The organism is Variovorax sp. WDL1 (assembly GCF_001541225.1).
Taxonomy (GTDB): Bacteria; Pseudomonadota; Gammaproteobacteria; order Burkholderiales; family Burkholderiaceae_C; genus Variovorax.
Map to the genome: position 1 here is coordinate 69,369 of NZ_LMTS01000049.1, position 20,668 is coordinate 90,036.

The 20,668-nt window shown below is 67.1% G+C and carries 19 protein-coding genes; 13 read left to right on the top strand and 6 right to left on the bottom strand.

From position 1 onward, the window contains the following. Nucleotides 1-25: 25 nt before the first annotated feature. Complete coding sequence (locus APY03_RS08180) at nt 26-367, top strand: DUF805 domain-containing protein (RefSeq protein ID WP_068675687.1); 342 nt, start codon at nt 26-28, stop codon at nt 365-367. Nucleotides 368-444: 77 nt separating this feature from the next. Here APY03_RS08180 and groL read toward each other — a convergent pair whose 3' ends face one another. Continuing rightward, entirely contained in the window at nt 445-2,097 is a 1,653-nt protein-coding gene (groL, locus tag APY03_RS08185) for a chaperonin GroEL (protein ID WP_068675689.1), read from the bottom strand. 32 nt (nt 2,098-2,129) lie between these two features. Next, nucleotides 2,130-2,420, bottom strand: a complete 291-nt coding sequence (gene groES / locus APY03_RS08190; protein WP_068675691.1) for a co-chaperone GroES — start codon at nt 2,418-2,420, stop codon at nt 2,130-2,132. A gap of 500 nt (nt 2,421-2,920) precedes the next feature. On the opposite strand from groES, the gene APY03_RS08195 reads away from it, so the two are divergent. The 5 genes from APY03_RS08195 (at nt 2,921) to APY03_RS08215 (ending at nt 9,222) form a co-directional block, all read left to right on the top strand. Next, a complete protein-coding gene (locus tag APY03_RS08195) occupies nt 2,921-4,969 on the top strand; it encodes a TonB-dependent siderophore receptor (protein ID WP_068675693.1) in 2,049 nt (682 codons plus the stop codon). 20 nt (nt 4,970-4,989) lie between these two features. Then, entirely contained in the window at nt 4,990-6,174 is a 1,185-nt protein-coding gene (locus tag APY03_RS08200; protein WP_068675695.1) for a PepSY-associated TM helix domain-containing protein, read from the top strand. After that, complete coding sequence (locus APY03_RS08205) at nt 6,171-6,365, top strand: hypothetical protein (RefSeq protein WP_068675697.1); 195 nt, start codon at nt 6,171-6,173, stop codon at nt 6,363-6,365. The genes APY03_RS08200 and APY03_RS08205 overlap by 4 nt, the downstream gene beginning before the upstream one ends. A gap of 74 nt (nt 6,366-6,439) precedes the next feature. Beyond that, nucleotides 6,440-8,557 (top strand): TonB-dependent receptor family protein, encoded by a 2,118-nt coding sequence (locus APY03_RS08210; protein WP_068675699.1) that lies wholly within the window; start codon nt 6,440-6,442, stop codon nt 8,555-8,557. 29 nt (nt 8,558-8,586) lie between these two features. Then, nucleotides 8,587-9,222, top strand: a complete 636-nt coding sequence (locus APY03_RS08215; RefSeq protein ID WP_068675701.1) for a phosphoribosyltransferase — start codon at nt 8,587-8,589, stop codon at nt 9,220-9,222. 21 nt (nt 9,223-9,243) lie between these two features. Here APY03_RS08215 and metK read toward each other — a convergent pair whose 3' ends face one another. Then, entirely contained in the window at nt 9,244-10,425 is a 1,182-nt protein-coding gene (gene metK / locus APY03_RS08220) for a methionine adenosyltransferase (protein ID WP_068675703.1), read from the bottom strand. Between the two features lie 182 nt (nt 10,426-10,607). Here metK and APY03_RS08225 point away from each other — a divergent pair, with 182 nt between their 5' ends. Further along, nucleotides 10,608-11,501 (top strand): lysophospholipid acyltransferase family protein, encoded by an 894-nt coding sequence (locus APY03_RS08225; RefSeq protein WP_068675704.1) that lies wholly within the window; start codon nt 10,608-10,610, stop codon nt 11,499-11,501. Further along, nucleotides 11,498-12,382: a lysophospholipid acyltransferase family protein gene (locus APY03_RS08230; protein ID WP_068675706.1), complete on the top strand. Its 885-nt coding sequence runs from the start codon at nt 11,498-11,500 to the stop codon at nt 12,380-12,382. Before APY03_RS08225 ends, APY03_RS08230 begins: the two co-directional genes overlap by 4 nt. Here the strand turns inward: APY03_RS08230 and APY03_RS08235 are convergent. After that, on the bottom strand, nt 12,376-13,290 hold the full coding sequence (locus tag APY03_RS08235; RefSeq protein WP_068675708.1) for an alpha/beta fold hydrolase: 915 nt from the start codon (nt 13,288-13,290) through the stop codon (nt 12,376-12,378). The two genes, APY03_RS08230 and APY03_RS08235, sit on opposite strands and share 7 nt — an antisense overlap. Continuing rightward, nucleotides 13,287-14,024, bottom strand: a complete 738-nt coding sequence (gene yihA, locus APY03_RS08240) for a ribosome biogenesis GTP-binding protein YihA/YsxC (RefSeq protein WP_068675709.1) — start codon at nt 14,022-14,024, stop codon at nt 13,287-13,289. The genes APY03_RS08235 and yihA overlap by 4 nt, the downstream gene beginning before the upstream one ends. Nucleotides 14,025-14,096: 72 nt before the next feature. On the opposite strand from yihA, the gene APY03_RS08245 reads away from it, so the two are divergent. The 5 genes from APY03_RS08245 (at nt 14,097) to APY03_RS08265 (ending at nt 20,158) form a co-directional block, all read left to right on the top strand. After that, nucleotides 14,097-14,774 carry a c-type cytochrome gene (locus tag APY03_RS08245; RefSeq protein ID WP_068675712.1) on the top strand — a complete coding sequence of 226 codons (678 nt, stop codon included), beginning with the start codon at nt 14,097-14,099 and terminating at the stop codon, nt 14,772-14,774. A gap of 103 nt (nt 14,775-14,877) precedes the next feature. After that, nucleotides 14,878-17,013 (top strand): cytochrome c biogenesis protein ResB, encoded by a 2,136-nt coding sequence (locus tag APY03_RS08250; RefSeq protein ID WP_068675714.1) that lies wholly within the window; start codon nt 14,878-14,880, stop codon nt 17,011-17,013. Nucleotides 17,014-17,074: 61 nt separating this feature from the next. Next, nucleotides 17,075-18,391 carry a c-type cytochrome biogenesis protein CcsB gene (ccsB, locus tag APY03_RS08255; protein WP_068675717.1) on the top strand — a complete coding sequence of 439 codons (1,317 nt, stop codon included), beginning with the start codon at nt 17,075-17,077 and terminating at the stop codon, nt 18,389-18,391. 116 nt (nt 18,392-18,507) lie between these two features. Beyond that, complete coding sequence (gene msrP, locus APY03_RS08260; protein ID WP_068675718.1) at nt 18,508-19,506, top strand: protein-methionine-sulfoxide reductase catalytic subunit MsrP; 999 nt, start codon at nt 18,508-18,510, stop codon at nt 19,504-19,506. A 7-nt stretch (nt 19,507-19,513) separates the two neighbouring features. Continuing rightward, nucleotides 19,514-20,158, top strand: a complete 645-nt coding sequence (locus APY03_RS08265; RefSeq protein WP_068675720.1) for a sulfite oxidase heme-binding subunit YedZ — start codon at nt 19,514-19,516, stop codon at nt 20,156-20,158. 6 nt (nt 20,159-20,164) lie between these two features. On the opposite strand, the gene APY03_RS43425 is transcribed toward APY03_RS08265, so the two are convergent. Continuing rightward, a partial coding sequence (locus APY03_RS43425; RefSeq protein WP_443082804.1) for a diaminopimelate decarboxylase family protein occupies nt 20,165-20,668 on the bottom strand: 504 nt, incomplete at its 5' end.

Here is a 20,668-nt window from a genome sequence, read left to right on the forward strand (position 1 = left end):
GGGAACTATCAAGAGGAGCTGTTCGATGAATTTTCAAGAAGCCGTCAAGACTTGCTTCAGCAAATACGTGGACTTCGGCGGCCGCGCCTCGCGGTCCGAGTACTGGTGGTTCGTGCTGGCCTACGTGATCGTCGCGATCGTCGCCGGCCTTATCCACGAGGTCGTTTATGGCCTTGCCATCCTCGCCTTCCTGCTGCCGCTGCTGGCGGTCGGCGCGCGCCGCCTGCACGACATCGGCAAGAGCGGCTGGTGGCTGTTGCTGGGGCTGATCCCGCTGGTGGGCCTGGTCCTGCTGTACTTCATGGTCCAGCCGAGCCAGCCCGAGAGCAACGAATACGGCGTACCGCCGCTTGCGACTGCTGCCTGAAGCGGCTTCGCCAAGCCCATGAAAAAACCCCGCGGCTCGCGCCGCGGGGTTTTTGTTGGCTGAAGCGCCGGGCCGTCTTACATGCCCATGCCGCCCATGCCACCCATGCCGCCCATGTCGGGCATGCCGCCGCCGGCAGGCGCTTCGTCCTTCGGCGCTTCGGCGATCATGGCTTCGGTGGTCAGCAGCAGCGAGGCCACCGAGGCGGCGTTCTGCAGCGCGGTGCGGGTCACCTTGGTCGGGTCCAGGATGCCCAGCTCGAGCATGTCGCCGTAGGTGTCGTTCTGCGCATTGAAGCCGTAGTTGCCCTTGCCGGCCAGCACCGCGTTCACCACCACGCTGGCTTCGCCACCGGCGTTGAACACGATCTCGCGCAGCGGCGCTTCGATGGCCTTGAGCACCAGGCGGATGCCGGCGTCTTGGTCAGCATTGTCGCCCTTGAGCTTGTCGCCCACGGCCTGCTTGGCGCGCAACAGCGCCACGCCGCCGCCGGCCACCACGCCTTCTTCCACTGCAGCGCGGGTCGCGTGCAGGGCGTCTTCGACGCGGGCCTTCTTTTCCTTCATCTCGACTTCGGTGGCAGCGCCAACCTTGATCACCGCCACGCCGCCGGCGAGCTTGGCCACGCGCTCCTGCAGCTTCTCGCGGTCGTAGTCGCTGGTGGCTTCCTCGATCTGCACGCGGATCTGCTTGACGCGCGCTTCGATGTCGGCACCGGCGCCAGAGCCGTCGATGATGATGGTGTTTTCCTTGCCCACCTCGATGCGCTTGGCCTGGCCGAGGTCAGCCAGCGTCACCTTCTCGAGCGTCAGGCCCACTTCTTCGGCGATGACCTTGCCGCCCGTCAGGATGGCGATGTCTTCCAGCATGGCCTTGCGGCGGTCGCCGAAGCCAGGCGCCTTGACGGCAACGACCTTCAGGATGCCGCGGATGGTGTTGACCACCAGGGTCGCGAGGGCTTCGCCTTCGACTTCTTCCGCGATGATCAGCAGCGGACGGCCGGCCTTGGCGACTTGCTCCAGCGTCGGCAGCAGATCGCGGATGTTGCTGATCTTCTTGTCGAACAGCAGCACGAACGGGTTCTCGAGGATCGCGCTTTGCTTGTCGGGGTTGTTGATGAAGTAGGGCGACAGGTAGCCGCGGTCGAACTGCATGCCTTCGACGACTTCCAGCTCGCTGTCCAGCGACTTGCCGTCCTCGACGGTGATCACGCCTTCCTTGCCGACCTTGTCCATCGCGTCCGCGATGATCTTGCCGATGGTCTCGTCGCTGTTGGCCGAGATCGAGCCGACCTGGGCGATTTCCTTCGAGGTGGTGGTGGCCTTCGAAGCCTTCTTCAGCTCTTCGACCAGCGCGGTGACCGCCTTGTCGATGCCGCGCTTCAGGTCCATCGGGTTCATGCCCGCGGCCACGTACTTGAAGCCTTCGCGCACGATGGCCTGGGCCAGGACCGTTGCGGTGGTGGTACCGTCACCGGCGTTGTCCGAGGTCTTGGAGGCCACTTCCTTCACGAGCTGGGCGCCCATGTTCTGGAGCTTGTCCTTGAGCTCGATTTCCTTGGCGACCGACACTCCGTCCTTGGTCACGGTGGGGGCGCCGAAGGAGCGCTCGAGCACCACGTTGCGGCCCTTGGGGCCCAGGGTCACCTTGACCGCGTTGGCCAGGATGTTCACGCCTTCGACCATGCGTGCGCGGGCTTCGCCGCCGAAGACTACGTCTTTTGCTGCCATGAGATATCTCCGAATTCAGGAAAAAGGGGTGATTACTTCTCGACGACCGCAAACAGGTCGTCTTCCTTCATGACCAGCAGCTCGTCGCCGTCGACCTTGACGGTCTGGCCGCTGTACTTGCCGAACAGCACGCGGTCGCCGACCTTGATGTTCAGGGCGATCAGGTCGCCCTTGTCGTTCTTCTTGCCAGGTCCGACGGCCAGGACTTCGCCCTGGTCGGGCTTCTCGGCGGCGTTGTCGGGAATCACGATGCCCGAGGCGGTCTTGGTTTCGCTTTCAATGCGCTTGACGATCACGCGATCGTGCAAAGGACGAAGTTTCATTGCATCTCCTGGATAAGAAACGGGGTTCGTTCTGGGCGGCGGCTGGATAGCTGCCTGCCTGGCCGCTGGAAGCGGGGTGTTGTTAGCACTCCTCTTTAGCGAGTGCTAATGATAAGCGCAATTCTGACGCTTTCAAGGGTAGTCGGTGCATCGGTTTCACCTGACCCTGAACGGCCGCAACCGTCACGCGATGCTGCCAAGGCGCTGCCGTTCGCATTGCGATGTGCCCAGCTCGAGCCCTGGAATGTCGCCGCCCACGTGCTCTTCTGCGAGTTGATGCCGAGGCAATCGATGGTCCGATGTGCGATTGAGCGCCAAGCTCAGGAACGTTTCCTGTCCATTGGCAGCACCGCAAAGCCGCAGCGCGCCGGGGGCAAATGGTTTCCAAGTAGAACAATCGACAATAGAATGCGAATCACTCTCAACACTATTCGCGGGACGAGGACTTGATTTCCAGCTTTTTCAAGCGGCCGAGGGCCGCATCGCTTCTGGCGGGGTACATGGCCATTTCAGCTTCATCGCCGGTGTTTGCGCAAACGACCAGCGGCGGCGCCCTGCCCGAGGTGCGCGTCGATGCGCACGCCGAGGTAGAAACCGCCACCACGCCTGTAATCGGCTACCGTGCGAAGAACGCCGTCACCGCGACCAAGACCGACACACCGCTGGCCGAGACGCCGCAGGCGGTGACGGTGATCACGCGTGACCAGATCGTCGACCAGGGCGCTACCAACCTGCAGGACGCGCTCACCTACGCGGCCGGCGTGCGCTCGGACGCCTATGGCCTGGATGCGCGCACCGACTCGGTCCGCGTGCGCGGCGCCTACCCGGATGTCTTCCTCGACGGCCTGCGACAGGCCTACGGGTACTACACCAGCACCACCCGCACCGAGCCCTACACGCTGGAGCGCCTCGAGGTGCTGCGCGGGCCATCGGGGATGCTGTTCGGGTCGGGCACGGCGGCCGGCATCGTCAACATGGTGAGCAAGCGGCCGCTGCAGGAGACGCAGCGCGAGATCGGCGTGCAACTCGGCAGCTGGAACCGCCGCCAGCTCCAGGCCGACCTGACCGGTCCGTTGACCGCCGACGGCCAGTGGTCGTACCGCCTGATCGCGGTCGCGCGCGAAGCCGATACGCAAGTCGATTTCGTGCCGGACGACCGCCGGTTGATCGCGCCCTCGCTGACCTGGCGTCCGAGCGCGGCCACCTCGCTCACGCTGCAGGGGCTCTACCAAAAGGACAAGAGCGGCACGACCTCGCAGTTCTTGCCGTGGGAGGGCACGATCCTGCCGAATCCGAACGGCCGCCTGCCCCTCAGCCGCTTCATCGGCGAACCCGGCGACTACTACGACAGCGAGCGCAAGACCTTCGGCTGGCTCTTCGAGCACAGGTTCAACGACCGCTTCACCTTCCGCCAGAACTTCCGCCACGCGCAAAACGAGAACGACAACAGCTACCACTACGGCGACTTTTTTTCGATCACGGGGGGGTGGGGCCTGGACCCGGTCTCCAAGCGCCGCCTGGGCCGCGTCCTCGACAGCTACCTCACGCGAAACCGCATCGACACGCTCGACAACCATCTCGAGAGCCACTTCGAGACCGGCGCGCTCAAGCACACGCTGCTGGTCGGCGCCGACTACTCGCGCCAGCGCGAGAACGTCAGGGGCGCCAGCACGTACAGCGACATCGACGCCTATGCGCCGCTCTACGGTTTCCGCCAGGAGCCCGAGCGCGTCGCGATGCCGCGTACGAAGCAGCGCGCAACCGGCGTCTACCTGCAGGACCAGATCAAGCTGGGCAACTGGAACTTCATCGCCGGCCTGCGGCACGACCGCGTCGTCTCGGGCGCCGAGGGCAGCGAGGATGCGCGGGACAGCGCGACCACCAAGCGCCTAGGTGTGCTCTACGCCTTTCCCGCGGGCTGGTCGCCGTACGTGAGCTACGCCGAATCCTTTACGCCGCAATCGCCACGGATGGGCCACGTGTTCACGCCGCTGCGCGGCGAGCAGTGGGAGGTCGGGGTCAAGTACGAGCCCGCCGGCCGCAGCCTCGCCTTCAGCGCTGCCGCTTATGACCTGCGCGAGAAGAACCAGATCTCGCAGCCGCTGCCGAACGTCTATCGGCAGTTGGGGCAGACCAAGACCCGTGGCGTCGAGCTCGAGGCCAAGGGCTCCATCACGCCCAACCTCGACGTCACGGCGCACTACAACTACACCGACCTCGACGAGCAGCTCGAGGGCGTGCCGCGGCACCAGGCCGCCGTGTGGGCCAAGTACCGCTTCGCCATCGCAGGCGTGCCCGGCTTCTCCGCCGGCGCCGGCGTACGGCACATGGGCGCGTTCCGCGACGTGTCCTTCGGCGGCTACGGCCCGCGCATCCCCAGCGTCACGCTGCTGGACCTGGTGTTCGCCTACGAGACTGCCAGCTGGCGCTATGCGCTGAACATCAACAACGCTACGGACAAGGAGTACTTCAGCACCTGCCTGTCGCGCGGCGATTGCTGGTGGGGCACGCGCCGCAACATCGTGGCCAGCGCCACGTACCGCTTCTAGTCCCGAGGAATACCTCCGCGATGAACACCAGACGAATCAAGACCTGGGCCTGGGTGCACAAGTGGAGCAGCCTGGTCTGCACCGTCTTCATGCTGCTCCTGTGCATCACCGGGCTGCCGCTGATCTTCCACCACGAGATCGGCCACCTGCTGGGCACCGAGGTCGAGGCGCCGAAGATGGCACCCGGCACGCCGCGCGCCAGCCTGGACCGCGTGATCGCGACGGCGCATGCGCTGCATCCCGATCGCGTGGTGCAGTTCGTCTCGCAGCCCGAGGACGACGACGGCCTCTGGTTCGTCACGCTCACGCCCACGCCCGCGCCTACCGACGACTTCAAGTCGGTCGCGATCGACGCGCGCACCGCCCAGGTGCTGGCGCAGCCCAAGTTCGACGAAGGCTTCATGTGGGTGATGTTCAAGCTCCACGTGGACCTCTTCGCCGGGCTGCCCGGCAAGCTGTTCCTGGGCTTCATGGGCCTGCTGCTGCTGGTGGCCATCGTCAGCGGCGTGGTGTTGTATGCGCCGTTCATGCGCAAGCTCGACTTCGGCACCGTGCGGCGCGAGCGCCGGCCGCGCCTCAAGTGGCTGGACCTGCACAACCTTCTGGGCATCGTCACGCTGGTGTGGGCCTTCACCGTGGGCGCCACCGGCATGATCAACACCTGGGCCGACCTGGTGATCAAGTACTGGCAGTACGACCAGCTCAGCGCGCTGCTCGCGCCCTACAAGGGCCAGCCCGAGACGCCCAAGGCCGAGCGCGGCTCGGTGCAGCGTTCGCTGGAGGTCGCGCTCGAGCGTGCGCCGGGGATGAAGGTCTCGTTCATCGCCTTTCCGGGCACGGCGTTCTCGAGCCCGCACCACAACACGGTCTTCCTGCGCGGCAACGAGCCCTTCACCTCGCGCCTGCTGCAGCCGGTGCTGGTGGATGCCCGGAGCAACGAAATGACCGCGAGCCCGAAGCTCCCCTGGTATCTCACGGCCCTGCTGGTCTCGCAGCCGCTGCACTTCGGTGACTACGGCGGCATGCCGATGCAGATTCTCTGGGCGCTGCTGGACATCGCCACCATCGTCGTACTGGGCAGTGGCCTCTACCTGTGGCTCAAGCGCGGCAAGGCGGTGCCCACCACAAAGTCCGAGAGCTCGGGCCAGAGCGCCCCGCCGGCCCCCATGTCGCGGCCGACTGTCACGGCCAAGGCGGGCTCATGACGAGGCCACGCCAAGGTTTCTGGCACCTGTGGGGCTGGCCGGTCGTGCTGGGCGTGCTCACTTCCGTCGGCCTGGTGTCGGCGCTTTTCAGCGACGGCGGACTGGGCGATGCGGTCGCCTGGGTCGCACTCGGCATTCCGACGGGGGTGGGCTTCTGGTACGGCTGGCGGCGCCCGCGCGGAGGCTTCTAATTTCAAGGGCGCACCCGGCGCCATAGGGTCTTGCCCGCCACGGCGGCACGGCGGCTGGCCGCAGAATCGCCGCGATGACATCACGCCTCGCCATGGCCGGCCTGCTCGCCGCCGCCTCCTGTGCCGTCCAGGCGCAGGAGGCTACGCCTTCGCCCACGCTGCCCGAGATCACCGTGTCCACTCCGCGCGGCGAAGTACGGCCTTTCGACGTGCCCGGCTCCGTCGACCGAGTCGAGGGCAGCGAGATGCGCGATGCGCGGCTGGGGGTGAACCTTTCCGAGAGCCTGGGCCCGGTGCCGGGGCTGCAGGTCCAGAACCGACAGAACTACGCGCAGGACTTGCAGTTGTCCATCCGCGGCTTCGGCGCGCGCTCCACCTTCGGCGTGCGCGGCGTGCGCCTCTACGTGGACGGCGTCCCGGCCACGCTCCCCGACGGCCAGGGCCAGACCTCCAACATCGACATCGGCTCCGCCGGCCGCGTCGAAATCCTGCGCGGGCCCTTCTCGGCGCTCTACGGCAATTCGTCCGGCGGCGTGGTGCAGGCCTTCACCGAGGAAGGGGAGGGGCCGCCCACACTGGGCTTCTCGGTGGCCGGCGGCAGCTTCGGCACCTGGCGCGCCGGCAGCAAGCTGAGCGGTTCGGCCGGCGCCGTCGACTACACCCTGAGTGCGAGCCGCTTCCACACCGACGGCTGGCGCGAGCACAGCGCGGCAGACCGCGAGATCCAGAACGGCAAGCTGGGCTTTCGCCTGGACGACGGCAGCAAGCTCACCGTGGTCTTCAACAGCGTGCATGTCCATGCCCAGGACCCGTTGGGCCTGTCGGCCGAGCAATACGCGCTCAACCCGCGCGGCGCCGGGCTGGCGACTCTCTTCGACACGCGCAAGACGGTGGACCAGCAGCAGCTGGGCCTCACGTACGAGCGCCGCATCGATGCGCGCAACGCGCTGCGCTTGATGGTCTACGGCGGGCAGCGCAGCACCGTGCAGTTCCAGTCGATCCCCCCTTCCGCGCAACTGAACCCGTTGCATGCCGGCGGCGTGATCGACCTGGCGCGCGATTACGGCGGCGTCGACCTGCGCTGGAGTGCCAACCTGCAGCTGGCCGACCGACCCTTCGACCTGGTCGCCGGCCTGGCGTACGACAACCTGCGAGAGAAGCGCCGCGGCTTCGAGAACTTCTTCGGGCGCGCGGCGGCCCCGCTGGCGCTCGGCGTGCAGGGCCGGCTGCGACGTGACGAGCGCAACGAGGTGCGCAATCTCGATCCCTATGTGCAGGTCAACTGGCGCTTGAGCGACCGCTGGACGCTGGAAGCCGGCGTGCGCCGCAGCAACGTCCGCTTTTCTTCGCACGACCTCTACATCCTCGGCCCCAACCGCGACGACAGCGGCAGCGCGCGCTACGGCAAGACCCTGCCTGTGGCCTCGCTGCGCTACCAGGTCACGCCTGACCTGGCGCTCTACGCCTCGGCCGGCCGTGGCTTCGAGACGCCGACGCTCAACGAACTGTCCTACCGCGCCGATGGCATCGGCGGGCTCAGTTTCGGGCTGCAGCCTTCGGTCAACACCAGCGTGGAGGTGGGCGCCAAGGCGCGCCTCGCAGGTGGGCTGCTGACCGCGGCCCTGTTCCAGACCCGCACGCGCGACGAGATCGTGACCAGCACCAACGTCGGTGGCCGCGCCACCTTCCAGAACGCCGGGCGCACGAAGCGCGATGGCTTCGAACTCTCGTGGCAGCACGAGACCCTGAACCACTGGCGCACGCAGCTGGCCTACACCTGGCTCGACGCGCGCTACCGCGATGGGTTCTGCTCGCCTTCGCCCTGCAGTGCGGGCAGCACGGTGCCCGCCGGCAACCGCATCCCGGGCATCGCCGAGCACGCGCTCTTTGCCTCCTTCGGCTGGGTGCCGCCCGAGGGCTGGCGCGCCGGCGCCGAGCTGCGCGCACTCAGCCGCATCGCCGCCAACGACCGCAACAACGCCCGCGCGCCGGGCTATGCGGTGGCCTCTCTCTACGCAGGGTACGTGAAGCGCTGGGAGCGCTGGGATCTCAACGCCTTCGCGCGGGTCGACAACCTCTTCGATCGGCGCTATGTCGGGTCGGTGATCGTCAACGAAGGCAATGCCCGCTACTTCGAGCCCGCCCTGGGGCGCAACTGGACGGTTGGCATCGGAGCGGCGTATCGTTTCTGATTTCCCGCTGCCAAAGCTGAGGAGCGCAGATGGAATTCAAGGATCGACACGATGCGGGCCGGGTGCTCGCGAGCGCACTGGGCAAGTGGCGCGGCCAGCCTGATCTGGTGGTGCTGGCGCTGCCGCGCGGCGGTGTGCCGGTGGCCTGGGAAGTCGCCCGGGCGCTGCAGGCACCGCTCGACGTGCTGGTAGTGCGCAAGCTCGGCTTGCCGGGGCAGGAGGAGCTCGCGATGGGCGCGATCGGGCCCGGGGGCGTGCGCGTAATGTCCGATGTCGCGCGGATGTGGCCGGTGTCCGATGCCGAGGTCGAGCAGGTGATCGCACGCGAGCAGGCCGAACTGGCGCGCCGCGAGCGGCTCTACCGTGGCGAGCGTGCGCCGCTGGCACTGGCCGGGCGCGTCGTCCTCCTGGTCGACGATGGCCTCGCCACCGGCGCCAGCATGCATGCGGCCGTGCTTGCGGTGCGCGCGATGCACGCGCAGCGCATCGTGGTGGCGGTCCCCGTGGGGTCGAGGGAGGCCGTCCAACTGCTCGAAACGGTGGCCGACGAGGTGGTCTGCGTCCACGCGCCGGAGCCGTTCCGCGCCGTGGGCATCTGGTACGAGAACTTCGGGCAGACCAGCGACGAGGAGGTGCGCGGCCTGCTGCAGGGCGATGGTGCCTAGCCCGCTGAAGGGCCGGGGCCCTTAGCGCCCGGCGGCGGCTCGCAGCGCCGCTGCCTTGCTCGTGTCTTCCCAGGTGAACTCGGGCTCTTCACGGCCGAAGTGGCCGTAGGCCGCGGTCTTGCCGTAGATCGGGCGCAGCAGGTCCAGCATCTGGATGATGCCCTTGGGGCGCAGGTCGAAATGCTCCTGCACCAGCTCCGCGAGCTTCTCGTCCGGGATCACGCCGGTGCCTTCGGTGTAGACCGTCACGTTCATCGGGCGCGCCACGCCGATCGCGTAAGCCACCTGGATCTGGCATTGGCGCGCCAGGCCGGCGGCCACGATGTTCTTGGCCACGTAGCGCGCCGCGTAGGCGGCCGAGCGGTCCACCTTGCTCGGGTCCTTGCCCGAGAAGGCGCCGCCGCCGTGCGGGCATGCACCGCCATAGGTGTCGACGATGATCTTGCGGCCCGTCAGGCCGCAGTCGCCCTGGGGGCCGCCGATGACGAAGCGGCCGGTCGGGTTGATCAGGTACTTGGTTTCCTTGAGCCACTCCTTGGGCAGCACCGGCTTGATGATCTCCTCGATGATCGCTTCGTTGAACGAGGCCTTCATCCTGGTCGGCGTCTCGCTCTGGTCCGGATGGTGCTGGGTGGATAGCACGACGGTGTCGATGCTGTGCGGCTTGCCGTCGACGTAGCGCATCGTGACCTGGCTCTTGGCGTCCGGGCGAAGGAAGGGCAGGCGGCCGTCCTTGCGCAGCTGTGCCTGGCGCTCCACGAGGCGATGGGCGTAGTAGATCGGCGCGGGCATCAGCTCGGGCGTCTCGTCGCAGGCGTAGCCGAACATCAGGCCCTGGTCGCCGGCGCCGGTGTTGAGGTGATCGTCGCTCGCGTGGTCCACGCCCTGCGCGATGTCGTTGGACTGCTTGTCGTAGCAGACCATGACCGCGCAGCCCTTGTAGTCGATGCCGTATTCGGTGTTGTCGTAGCCGATGCGCTTGATGGTGTCCCGCGCGACCTGGATGTAGTCGACGTGGGCATTGGTCGTGATCTCGCCGGCGAGCACCACCAGGCCGGTGTTGGTCAGCGTCTCGGCGGCCACGCGGCTGCGCGGGTCCTGGGCGAAGATCGCGTCGAGGATGGCATCCGAGATCTGGTCCGCGACCTTGTCGGGATGGCCTTCGGAGACCGATTCGGAAGTGAAGAGAAAGTCGTTCGCCATATCGATGAAACTCCAAGCAGTTGAATTGGCGCGTTGCCAATCCATTTGGAGTGTGGCGAACGCTTTAGCAGTGATGTTTAACGTCGCCCTGCAAGTAGTTCCATAACTCAGCGACAATTTCGATTGTATTCGAGCCGCGCGATAGCCCGCGTGCGCCTCCTGGTTTCACCCCCTCCGACCGGATGATCCTTCTGTTTCGATTGCTCGCCCATGTGCCGCTGCGCTGGATGCATGCCGCCGGCCGTTGCCTGGGCTGGCTGGTGTGGTGGGGTTCGCCCACTTATCGCCAGCGCTTCAAGGACAACGCCGAGCACGCCGGCTTCACGCCCGCGCAATACCGCCCCGCCATCGGCGCCGCCGGGGCCATGGCCGCAGAGCTGCCCTGGCTGTGGGCCCGGCCTCAGGGTGAGAGCGTGCTGCCGCGCATCGTGCGCTGGGAGGGCGTGGCCGAACTGGAGGCGGCGCTGGCGGCGCGCAAGGGCGTGATCGTCGCCTCGCCGCACGTCGGCTGCTGGGAGATCCTGGGGCAGGCGCTCGGCGAGCGCTTCGTCGACGCCTATGGCCCGATCACGGCCCTGTTCCGCCCGGCGCGCAAGAAATGGATGGCCGAGCTGATCGATGCCGGCTCGCGCGAGCGGCGTGGCCTGCAGATGCTTCCCACCAGCGTGGCCGGCGTGCGCGGGCTGATCCGCGCACTGCGGGCCGGCGGCTACACCGGCATCCTGCCGGACCAGGTGCCGCCGCTGGGGCAGGGCGTCTGGGCGCCCTTTTTCGGCCGGCCTGCCTACACGATGAGCCTGCTGCCGCGCCTGGCGCAGCAGACCGGGGCGCGTGTCTTCTTTGGCGTATGCGAGCGGCTGCCGCGCGGGGCAGGCTATGTCATTCGCCTGGCGCCCTTCGACGGCACCGCTTTGGGCGACCCGAAGGCCACGCCGGAGGCCGCCGCCGCCGCAATGAACGAAGGCATCGAGGCGCTGATTCGTGCGCTGCCGGGACAGTACGTCTGGGACTACGCACGCTACAAGCAGCCGCGCGGCGAGGCAACAGCGGTGGCCGAAGCGGAGGCCGCGCGATGAGCGTGTTCTCGCGTCTGGGCATCGTCTTCATGCGTACCCTGGCCCATGTCCCGCTGCCGCTGGTCCGCGGCTTTGGCACCGTGCTGGGCCACGTGCTGCACGCCGTCGCCGCGCCGCGCCGGCGCGTGGTCGACGCCAATCTGGCGCTGTGCTTCCCCGACAAATCGCCCGCCGAGCGGCGGCGCATTGCGCGCGAGACCTTCGTCTACGTGGCCCAGTCCTGGCTGGACCGCAGCTGGCTCTGGCATGCGCCCGAAGAGACCGTAGCCGCGCGGCTGCAGGTGACGGGCTCGCCGAAGGAGATCGACGAGATCGCCAACGGGAAGGAGCCGATGATCCTCTTCGCGCCCCATTTCTACGGCCTAGATGCGGCGGCCACCGCGCTGACCATGCACACGGCGCGGCCTTCCACCACCATCTACACCACCCAGCGCGATCCGATGGTGGACGAGTGGATCCGCGAGGGGCGCAAGCGCTTCGGCAACGTGATCACGCTCAACCGGGTCGATGGCATCAAGCCGATCATCGCGGGGCTGCGCAAGGGCGGCCTGCTGTACCTGTTGCCCGACATGGATTTCGGCCGCGACCAGACCGTCTTCGTGCCCTTCTACGGCGTGCCGGCTGCCACCGTGCCCTCGCTGTCGCGCTTCGCGCGGCTGGGGCGGGCCAAGGTGGTGCCGATCGTCTCGAAGCTCACGCCCACCGGCTACGAGATCGAGGTGCTGCCGGCATGGCAGGACTTCCCGACGGAGGATGTGGTGGCCGACACCGCGCTGATGAACCAGCGCCTGCAGGGCTACATCGACACCATGCCCTCGCAGTACTACTGGGTGCACCGGCGCTTCAAGACGCGCCCCGAGGGCGCGGCGCCGGTCTACTGAGTTCGCTGCAGGAAGGCCTCGATCTCGCGGGCCACGAATCCCGGCTGCTCGTGCACGATCCAGTGCGTGGCGTCGGGCACCTTCTTGAGATCGAGCTTCGGCACGTAGTCTTCGAGGCCCTCGAGCAGCCCCGGCAGCAGGGCCTTGTCGTCCAACGCCCAGAAGACGAAGGTGGGCACCTCCACCACCAGGCGTTCGCGCGGCAGCTCGGGGAGCTCTGCGGCTGGCTGGCCGGGCACTGCGGGCTTCATCGGCGTCACGCGGTAGAGGTTGCAGGCGCCCGTGAGGCCGTGGTCCCACACCTCGCGGTACCTGGCCTTGACCTCCTCGGTCAGCCAGCCGTAGCCCTCGGGCCCGGCCTTCATCTGGGTGAACGAGAGCCACATCCGCTTGTAGTCGTCGGCTGAGAGCAGTGCTTCGGCATCGGGCCGCGCGAGGAAATTCATGTAGGCGCTGGCGGCCTGCTGCGCCGGGTTGTTGCGCAGCTCGCGCACGAAGGTGCCCGGATGCGGCGAATTGATGATGACGAGCCGGCCCAGTTTGTCCGCATGCTGGTTGCCATAACCCCAGCCGAAGGCCCCGCCCCAGTCGTGCGCGACCAGCACCTCGATGCGGCCGTCCTCGCGCTCGCTCTGTGCGAGCTGCTCGATGTCCTGGATCAGCAAGTGCGCACGATAGGCCGACACCTCCGTCGGGGAACTCGACTTCTCGAAGCCGCGCAGGTTCGGCGCCACGCAGCGCCAGCCGCCGTGCTCGGGCCGGCTGAAATGCTCCAGCAACTCGTCCCAGATGAAGGCGGCTTCGGGAAAGCCGTGCAGGAACACCATCAAGGGGCGGCCGGGTTCGCCGGCGGCGCGGCAGCTGAGCGTGGTGCCGTTGGGCAGCGCACGGGCAAAGGTCTGGATCATGGGGGACTGTCTCCTTGTGTCGCTTCTGCGGGCAGCTCGTCCTGCGGATGGGCCCAGCGCCACAGCAGTTCGGCCGCCTCGTCCACTCCCTGCTGCTTCAAGGCCGAGAACAGTTTGACCTCGCCGCCGCCGGCCTGCAGTCTCACGATCGACAGCGCCTTGGCGCCGTCCGAGCGTGTGAGCTTGTCGGCCTTTGTCAGCAGCACGAGGAACTTCAGCCCCTCCTCGACCCGCGGGCGGATCACCTCGAGCAGGATCTCGTCGAGCTCGGTGAGACCGTGGCGCGGGTCGCACATCAGTACCACGCCGCGCAGGCTCTCTCGCGTCATCAGGTAGTTGCCCATGACCCGTTGCCAGCGCAGCTTCGCCTCGCGCGGTACGGCCGCGTAGCCGTAGCCCGGCAGGTCGGCCAGCACGGCGTCGTCCACCTTCTGCTTGCCGACGCCGAAGAGGTTGATGTGCTGGGTGCGGCCGGGCGTCTTGGAGGCAAAGGCCAGGCGGGTCTGCTGGGTGAGGGTGTTGATGGCGGTCGACTTGCCGGCGTTCGAACGCCCGACGAAGGCGATCTCCGGCAGCCCGACAGGCGGCAGATGCTCCAGCTGCGGCGCGCTGGTGAGGAAGTGGGCGGTATGCAGCCAACCGCGCGCGATCCGGATGCGTTCGGCCGCTGCGGCATCCACGACAGCGGCCGTGCGGGGGAAGGGGGCGGCCGGCTTGCGGCTCGGGGTGGTCATGGGTGGAGCCTCGGTAACGGGGCGCCATTGTAGAATCGCGCGGTTTTGCGCCATAAATCCAGAGCCCCCGATATGAAGTTGTTTGCCCGTTTCCTGCTTGCAGCCCTCATGGGCGCCGCCGCCAGCATCAGCTTCGCGGCCGACGATCCGGAGGCCAAGCCGGCTGCCGCCGCCGCGCCCGCCAAGGTAGCCAAGCCAGATCCGGCCAAGGGCGACACCATCTTCAACAACACCCCGGCCAACAGCCAGAGCTGCGCCTCCTGCCACAACGCCGACGGCAACTCGGCCATCGCGGCCAACCCCAAACTGGCGCAACAGCATCCCGAATACATCCTCAAGCAGCTGCAGGACTTCAAGTCCGGCAAGCGCAAGAGCGCGATCATGAAGCCCCTGGCCTCGGCCCTTTCGGAGGAGGACATGCGCAACGTCGCCTGGTTCGTCGGCTCCAAGAAGGTCAAGCCCGGCTTCGCGAAAGAAAAAGACCTGGTCGCCCTGGGCGAGAAAATCTACCGCGGCGGTATCGGCGAGCGTCAGATCCCGGCCTGCGCCGGCTGCCACAGCCCGAACGGCGCCGGCATCCCGGCCCAATACCCGCGCCTGGGCGGCCAGCATGCCGACTACACCAGCGTGCAGCTCAACCAGTTCCGCGACGGCACCCGCCAGAACAGCCCCCAGATGACGGGCGTGGCCGCCAAGCTCAACGACCGCGAGATCAAGGCCGTGGCCGACTACATCGCCGGCCTGCGTTGACGGCCACGGCATCAGCGTGAACTAACCGCCGATAACAAACCCCAACAGGGCGGGCCGGTCCAGCAAGGATGGCCCGCCTTTTTGCTTTCTACCGCCCGCATCCATGTCAGCAGTCTCCACCCACGGCCTCCGCGTTCGCCGCGGTCCCCACGCGGTCCGCGCGGCGGTGGAATTGCTGTCGTCGATGCGTTTCGCCATCGCGCTGCTGACCGTCATCTGCATCGCATCCATCATCGGCACCGTGCTCAAGCAGCACGAGCCGATCAACAACTACATCAACCAGTTCGGCCCCTTCTGGGCCGAGGTGTTCCGTGCGGCGCGGCTCGATTCGATCTACAGCGCCTGGTGGTTCCTGCTGATCCTGACCTTCCTGGTGGTCAGCACCTCGCTGTGCATCGCCCGCAGCACGCCCCGCATCTTCATCGACCTGAAGAACTTCAAGGAGAGCATCCGCGTCCAGAGCCTGCGTGCCTTCGGCCAGCGTGCCGAGACCGCGCTCGACGAAACGCCGGACGCCGCGGCCAACCGCATCGGCCAGCTGCTCGCAGGCGGCGGCTGGAAGGTCAAGCTGCAGCACCGCGAGGCCGAAGGCTGGATGGTGGCGGCACGCGCGGGCGGCGCCCACAAGCTCGGCTACATCGCGGCGCACAGCGCGATCGTGCTGGTGTGCCTGGGCGGGCTGCTCGATGGCGACCTGGTGGTGCGCGCCCAGACCTGGTTCAACGGCAAGAGCGTCTACACCGGCGGCGGGCTGATCGCCGATGTGGCTCCGCAGCATCGGCTCTCGCCGAACAACCCCACATTCCGCGGCAACATTCTCGTGCCCGAAGGCGGGCAGTCCAGCGTCGCCATCCTGAACCAGGCCGATGGCGTGCTGCTGCAGGACTTGCCCTTTTCCATCGAACTGAAGAAGTTCATCGTCGACTACTACTCGACCGGCATGCCCAAGCTGTTCGCCAGCGAGGTGGTGCTGCACGATCGCGCCACCGGGGAGCAGGTGCCCGCGCGGATCGAGGTGAACCATCCGGCCAGCTACAAGGGCATCGAGATCTACCAGTCCAGCTTCGACGACGGGGGCTCCACCGTGAAGCTCAAGGCGGTGCCGATGGCGGCTGCGGCCAAGCCCTTCGAGGTCGAGGGCATCATCGGCAACAGTTCCGAGATCACCAACGGCAGCGAGCGGCTGACGCTGGAGTACACGGCGCTGCGCGTGATCAATGTCGAGAACTTCGGCGACGCCGGGGCCCTGACGAGCGGTGTCGACGTGCGCAAGGTCGACCTGCGCAACGACATCGAGTCGCGCCTGGGCGCGGCCAACAAGACCAACAAGCCCAAGGTGCTGCGCAACATCGGCCCCAGCATCGGCTACAAGCTGCGCGATGCCGCGGGCCAGGCGCGCGAGTACCAGAACTACATGTTGCCGGTCGACACCGGCGACGGCCAACCCGTGTTCCTGCTCGGCATGCGCGAACGGCCGGAGGAGCCCTTCCGCTACCTGCGGGTGCCGGCCGACGAACAGGGGTCGATGGACGGCTTCGTGCGCATGCGCGCAGCCCTGGCCGACGCGGATACCCGCACGCGCGCCCTCGAGCGCTACATCGCGCGTGCCGCCGACCCCCAGCGGCCCGAGCTGGCCGGTCAGCTGCGCATCTCGGCCGGCCGCGCGCTCGCGCTGTTCGCCGGTGCCGAGCGCGCGAAGTCCGACGCGGTGAGCGGCGGCGGCTGGCAGGCGATCGCCGAGTTCATGGAGGCGAACGTGCCCGAGGCCGAGCGCGAGCGGGCCGGCGCGGTGCTGGTGCGCATCCTCAACGATGCGCTGTTCGAGGTGCTGAACCTGAGCCGCGAGAAGGCGGGCCTGGCGCCGCTGCCGGCAGACGAGAAATCCCAGGCCTTCCTGACGCAGGCGGTGCTGGCCGTCAGCGACGCCTATTTCTACCCCGCGCCCGTGGCGATGATGATGACCGACTTCAAGCAGGTGCAGGCCAGCGTGTTCCAGGTTGCCCGTGCCCCTGGCAAGAACGTCGTCTATCTGGGATGCCTGTTGCTGATCGTGGGCATTTTTGCCATGCTGTACGTTCGCGAGCGCAGGCTCTGGGTGTGGCTCGCGAAGGACGCGGGCGCCGGCGGCACGACGGCCACCATGGCCTACTCGGTGAACCGCAAGACCATCGACAGCGACCGCGAGTTCGAGCGCCTGAAGGCCAGGCTGCTCGCCATCGGGAAGGACGGCGCTTCATGAGCAGCGGGGTCGCTCCCAGGGTGACTACCGCAGCGCATCGCCCGGCGCAGAGGCTTAAGCAATGACCACCACCACTCTCACACTGAACGACGGCTTCATGTCGCGCCGCAACGCATTCGACTGGGTGTTCGCCGCGCTGGTCGTGGCCGGCGGACTCTTCGCTTTTGCGCGCTATGCGGGCGCGATGGACGTCTACGAAAAGGTGATCCTGCTGGCCACCATTCCCTTCGCCGTCTGGCTGGGCTGGTTCTGGCGGCCGTTGCGGGTGCTGGCGCTCGTGGTGGCCGCGGCAGCGCTGCTGGGCATCGTTTCCTACCAGGGCGACCTGGCCCGCGCCGACACCGTGTTCTGGCTCAAGTACTTCCTGTCCAGCCAGTCGGCCATCCTGTGGATGAGCGTCCTCTTCTTCATGAGCACGCTGTTCTACTGGATCGGCTTCTTCGGCGGCCGGCAGGCCGACACCATGGACCTGATCGGCTCGCGACTGGCCTGGGCGGCGGTCACGATGGCGTTGATCGGCACGATGGTGCGCTGGTACGAAAGCCATCAGCTGGGCCCGGACATCGGCCATATCCCGGTGAGCAACCTCTATGAAGTCTTCGTGCTGTTCTGCTGGCTCACGGCGACGTTCTACCTGTACTTCGAGTCGAGCTACGGCACGCGGGCGCTTGGCGCCTTCGTGATGCTGGTGGTGAGCGCAGCGGTCGGTTTCCTGCTCTGGTACACCCTGGTGCGCGAGGCCCACGAGATCCAGCCCCTGGTTCCGGCCCTGCAGAGCTGGTGGATGAAGCTGCACGTGCCGGCCAACTTCATCGGCTACGGCACCTTCGCGCTGGCGGCGATGGTCGCCTTCGCCTACCTCATCAAGGAGCAGGCGCAGGAGACGCGGTGGTACAAGCTCACGCCGATGTGGCTCCTGGGCGTGGCGCTGTGCTTCGTGCCGGTGGCATTCCGCCAGCGTGTGCAAGAGGCGGGCGGCAGCTACTGGTTCGTCTACGCGGCCATTTCGGCGCTGATCGCGGCGGGCATCCTGCTGGGCCGCAAGCGCATCGCGGCACGGCTGCCGGCCAACGAAGTGCTGGACGACGTGATGTACAAGTCCATCACGGTCGGCTTCGCCTTCTTCACCATCGCCACCGTGCTCGGCGCCCTGTGGGCGGCCGATGCCTGGGGCGGGTACTGGAGCTGGGACCCGAAGGAAACCTGGGCGCTCATCGTCTGGCTCAACTATGCGGCGTGGCTGCACATGCGGCTGGTCAAGGGCTTGCGAGGTACCGTGGCGGCCTGGTGGGCGCTGGGCGGACTGGCGGTGACCACCTTCGCTTTCCTGGGTGTCAACATGTTCCTGAGCGGCTTGCACAGCTACGGGACCCTGTAGCAGGCGCCGCCTGCAGGCGTGGGCAAGCTGAAACCGGCGGAACGTCCGGCGCGTAACCGAATCAGCATTGGGAACGAATAGATCCCAGTACGGCAAAAACAGGCGAAAGGCGATCCATGTTGATTCGATCCAAGGACCAGGGCTTCCTCCATCCTTTTCCAAGCGAGATCACGCCGCGTGCGGCCTACGAAGGGCGGCGCGACCTGCTCAAGCTGCTGGCGACCGGCGTCGCCGGCGCGGCCATGGCATCGTGGGCCGGGCGCGAGGCACTGGCCCAGGCCGCCGCGCCGGGCAAGCTGGCTGCGCTGAAGGGCGAGAAGTCGGCCGTCGCCGGTGCGCAGACCATGGAAAAGCTCACCGACTACAAGGACGCCACCAGCTACAACAACTTTTACGAGTTCGGCACCGACAAGGGCGACCCGGTGAAGAACGCCGGCACACTCAAGACTCGGCCCTGGACCGTCGAGGTCGAAGGGCTGGTCAAGAAGCCCGGCAAGTACGCCATCGAGGATCTGCTGAAGCTCAGCGCACAGGAAGAGCGCATCTATCGGTTGCGCTGCGTCGAGGGTTGGTCGATGGTGATCCCATGGGTCGGCTACTCGCTGGCCGAGCTCATCAAGCGGGTCGAGCCGCAGGGCAATGCCAAGTACGTGGAGTTCCTCACACTGGCCGATCCCAAGACCATGCCCTTCGTCGGCTCGCGCGTCCTCGACTGGCCCTACGCCGAGGGCCTGCGCATGGACGAGGCGATGCATCCGCTGACGCTCCTCACCTTCGGCATGTACGGCGAGGTGCTGCCCAACCAGAACGGCGCGCCCGTGCGCATCGTGGTGCCGTGGAAGTACGGTTTCAAGAGCGCCAAGTCGATCGTCAAGATCCGCTTCGTCGAGAAGGAGCCGGGCACCGCCTGGAACAAGGCGGCGGCGCAGGAGTACGGCTTCTATTCGAACGTCAATCCCAACGTCGACCACCCGCGCTGGAGCCAGGCGACCGAGCGGCGCATCGGCGATGGCAGCGGGCTGTTCGCCAAGCGCCACAAGACGCTGATCTTCAATGGGTACGAGGCACAGGTGGGCCAGCTCTACGGGGGCATGGACCTGAAGAAGTTCTACTGAGCCTGTCATGAACAAGCTGTTGCTGCACCCGGCCGCAAAGCCGGTGCTGTTCGTGCTGTGCCTGCTGCCTTTCGCCTGGCTGGCCTGGGGCGCTTTCACCGACGGGCTGGGCGCCAATCCGGCGGAGTACCTGATCCGCTCGACGGGCGACTGGACACTGCGCTTCATCTGCATCGTGCTCGCGGTGACGCCGCTGCGCGTGATGACCCGGATCAATGCTTTGGCGCGCTTTCGCCGCATGCTGGGCCTGTTCGCGTACTTCTACGTGGTGGTCCATCTACTGAGCTACAGCCTGTTCGACATGGGCTTCGACATCCCGGAGATCGTGAAGGACATCGCCAAGCGGCCCTTCATCCTGGTGGGCTTCAGCGCCTTCGTGCTCCTCACGCCGCTCGCGGCCACCTCGTTCAACCGCGCGATCAAGGCGATGGGCGCGAAGCGCTGGCAGACGCTGCACAAGCTGGTCTATGTGATCGCTGGCCTGGGCCTGCTGCATTTCTTCTGGATGCGGGCAGGGAAGAACGACTTCGCCGAGGTCTTTGTCTATGCCGCCATCATCGCGGTGCTGCTGGGGTGGAGGGTCTGGAACTTCGCGCGGAACAAGAGGGCCGCGGCGCCTGCTCCGGCCGGGCGCGTGCAGCTGAGCAAGTGAGGGCGCTCAGCTATCGATCTGCTCGTTGCGCAGTTGGTCCTCGATGCTTTCGCGGCGGCGGATCAGCGTGGCGCGGTCGCCGTTGACCAGCAGCTCGGCTGCGCGGCCGCGGGTGTTGTAGTTGCTCGCCATCGCCATCGAATAGGCACCGGCCGACAGCACCGCCAGCAGGTCGCCGGCCCGCACGTCGAGCGCGCGGTCGCGCCCGAGCCAGTCGCCGCTCTCGCAGACCGGGCCGACGACGTCGTAGCTGACAGTCCCGCCCTGGCGCGGCGTCACCGGGACGATCCGGTGGAAGGCCTGGTACATCGCGGGGCGTGGCAAGTCGTTCATCGCCGCATCGACGATGCAGAAGTTCCTGGCCTCGCCGGGCTTGGTATAGAGCACTTCCGTCACGCACACGCCGGCATTGCCGACCAGCGAGCGCCCAGGCTCGACGATCAGCCTGCGCTTTCCGAAGCCGCGCGCGTCGAGGCGCTCAAGCAATTGCCGCCACAGCGCATCGGCTGG